Annotated in this window: 3 protein-coding genes; 1 reads left to right on the top strand and 2 read right to left on the bottom strand. The window is 70.5% G+C overall.

Annotated elements, in window-relative coordinates:
* Positions 1-201 precede the first annotated feature (201 nt).
* Positions 202-651 carry a response regulator gene (locus FV223_RS24840; protein WP_147729461.1) on the bottom strand — a complete coding sequence of 150 codons (450 nt, stop codon included), beginning with the start codon at positions 649-651 and terminating at the stop codon, positions 202-204.
* The gene (locus FV223_RS24835; protein ID WP_147729460.1) at positions 648-1,769 is read right to left on the bottom strand and encodes a histidine kinase dimerization/phosphoacceptor domain -containing protein; all 1,122 of its coding nucleotides are present in this window, start codon (positions 1,767-1,769) and stop codon (positions 648-650) included. The genes FV223_RS24840 and FV223_RS24835 overlap by 4 nt, the downstream gene beginning before the upstream one ends.
* 496 nt (positions 1,770-2,265) lie before the next feature.
* Here FV223_RS24835 and rpmF point away from each other — a divergent pair, with 496 nt between their 5' ends.
* On the top strand, positions 2,266-2,454 hold the full coding sequence (gene rpmF / locus FV223_RS24830; RefSeq protein WP_147729459.1) for a 50S ribosomal protein L32: 189 nt from the start codon (positions 2,266-2,268) through the stop codon (positions 2,452-2,454).
* Positions 2,455-2,637 lie beyond the last annotated feature (183 nt).

Below are 2,637 nucleotides of genomic sequence, written 5' to 3'. Positions count from 1 at the left end.
GGCGAGAACGGCGAGGGTGCGCAGGAACTGAGTGGCCATGGTGGTCCTCCCGAAGGAACGGCGGCCCGGTGCCCGGCGCCGACGGCCTGGGGTGTGGGCCGGCGCGCTTGAACCGCGGCTTAACGCTGCGACACGCCGCCCCAGGCGCCGGTTCCAATCCCGAGCGGGCGCATCCGTTCCGTCATCGGGGCCCGGCGGCCGTCAGGGGCGCATCGCGGCGAAGCGGGCGAGGCATTGCGGCGAGATCCGCATCCCGTTCGGCACCGGGCCGGTCGGCGGCGGGCGGCGCACGCAGGTCTCGAGGTAGGCGAGCGCGGCCTCCAGCACGGTCTCGCTGAACGGCTTCGAGATCACCGCCGTCGCCCCCTCCATCTCCTCGGTGAGCTGGCGCGCGTTGGCGGTCATGAAGGCGGCGGTGATGCCGGCGCGGTCGCGGATCGCCTGCGCCACCTCGATCCCGGACGAGCCGTCGGCGAGCCGCAGGTCGATCAGCACCAACTCGGGCCGGCACGCCTCGATCTGGGCGATCGCCTCGGCGGCGGTCATGGCGGTGCCGACCACGCGGTGCCCGGCCTCCTCGAGCATCATCTCGATCTGCATGAGGATGAGGGCCTCATCCTCCACCACCAGGATCCGCAGCGGTTCGGTCACGGCGTCTCCGAACTGTCCGCCGTCTCGCGCGGCAGGCGTATGTTGACCGTGGTCCCCGGCTCGTTCGACTGCCAGGCGATGCTGGCGTTCAGCTGCCGGCACAGGGTGCCGATGAGGCGCTTGCCGAAGGAGCGCTTCTCCATCACCTCGATCGGCATGCCGATGCCGTCGTCGGCGATCTTGATGGCGAAGTACTTGCCGTCCGGCGCGACCGTGACGGAGAGCCGGCCGGGGCGCTCGTCGGGGAAGGCGTGCTTGAGCGCGTTGGTGATGAGCTCGTTCATCATCAGCGCCACCGGCGGCGCCTTGGAGACCGGCACCTCCACCGTCTCGAGGTCGAGGTGCAGGCGGATGCCGTCGCGGCCGGAGCCGCGCACCAGGTCGTTGGAGAGGTCGCGGGCGAACTCGGCGACGTCGAAGCGCTCGACGTCGTTCGACTGGTACAGCCGCCGGTGCACGGTGCCGAGCGCCTCGACGCGGGTCAGCATCATCTCCATCGCCGCGCGCGCCGACGGGTCGGTGATCGCCTTGGTCTGCATGGCGAGCAGGGCGGCGATCATCTGGAGGTTGTTCTTGACCCGGTGATCGACCTCGTGGACCAGCATCGTCTGCGTCGCGAGCGACTGGCTGAGATCGTGGGTGCGCTTGGCGACCTCGGCCTCGAAATGCGCCTTCTCCTGCTCGACCCGCATGTGCGCGTCGACGCGGTCGGTCACGTCGAGCTGCGAGGCGAAGAAGTAGGGCACCTCGCCGGCCTCGTTGGTGACCGGGCTGAGGTACAGCGCGTTCCAGAACGGGGTGCCGTCCTTGCGGTAGTTCAGGATGTCGATGGCGATGTCGCGCCCCGCCGTCACCGCCTCGCGGATGAGCGCGACGGCGCCGCGGTCGGTGCCCGCGCCCTGCAGGAAGCGGCAATTGCGGCCCATGATCTCGTCGCGGGCGTAGCCGGTCATCCGCAGGAACGCGTCGTTGACGAACACGATCGGGTTGTCGGCCTGGCGCGGATCGGTGATGATCATCGCCATCCGCGTCGCGCGGACCGCGGCGGCGAACGGGTCGCCCTTGCCCTGCTCGGTGTCCAGGCGGCCGGTCTGGCGCCACGCGTCGGACGATTCCATCGAACGTGATCTCTCTACAACGGGTCGTATCCGCCGTCGGGTCGGTCGGGGTCACCCCACGTGCCGGCGGGACTTCAGGAGGCGGGGCGCCCGGTTCGTAATGCGAACAGCCGGGCGGCCCCGAAGCTTAACGGGGCATGGACGGGAAAAGGTTCAAAGAATTCTGCCCCCGCCCGACTTTCTTCCGCGTGGCACGCATCTTCGCCGGCCCCGGCTCAGGTTGCGTCCGCGGCATCATACCCCGCCGTCGGCAAGTATTGCGCCCCGCAAATGGCCGGCAACGGGCCGTCATCGTCGCACCATCCGCGGCCGTTCCCGAGCGGAGCGTCGCGCCGTTCCGGGGGCTCGCCGAGGGCGCGCGACGCCCCCTAGCCATGCCGGCCCGCCGCCGCTATAAGCGCGCCTTCGAATCTCCGTATCGAGCGGTGCGCGAGGCGATCCCGATCGGGAGACGCCCGGGCGCCGCTTTGGCGCCAGACCGCAAGGATTTCCCGTCATGGCCGTTCCGAAGCGCAAGACCTCCCCCTCCCGCCGCGGCATGCGCCGCTCGGCCGACGCCCTCAAGGCGCCGACCTACGTGACGGACAAGGATTCGGGCGAGCTGCGCCGCCCCCACCACATTGACCTGAAGACCGGCATGTATCGCGGCCGCCAGGTCCTGAACGTCAAGTCGACCGAGGCCTGAGACGGCCGTCCGGGATCAGGCCGTGAGCCGCGCCGTCTCGGCGTAGCGCGCGGCGGCGATCCCGGTGCGCTCCAGCCGCGACGGCCGCAGGGTCGGGTCGGATTCGACGATCATCTGCGTCAGGAAGCCTGCGAGCGGCCGCGTGCCGCCGCGGGCTTTTTGCGTGGCCGCGTCCTCCGGCGC

Origin of the sequence: Methylobacterium sp. WL116 (genome assembly GCF_008039455.1) — a bacterium.
Classification (GTDB): Bacteria; Pseudomonadota; Alphaproteobacteria; order Rhizobiales; family Beijerinckiaceae; genus Methylobacterium.
The sequence above is the reverse complement of the archived record's forward strand: the minus strand, read 5'-3'. Positions and strand labels throughout refer to the sequence as shown.

Excerpts from the sequence above, each read along its gene's own strand:
- FV223_RS24835 (WP_147729460.1), bottom strand. The coding sequence starts at position 1,769 with ATGGAATCGTCCGACGCGTGGCGCCAGACCGGCCGCCTGGACACCGAG.
- rpmF (WP_147729459.1), top strand. The coding sequence starts at position 2,266 with ATGGCCGTTCCGAAGCGCAAGACCTCCCCCTCCCGCCGCGGCATGCGC.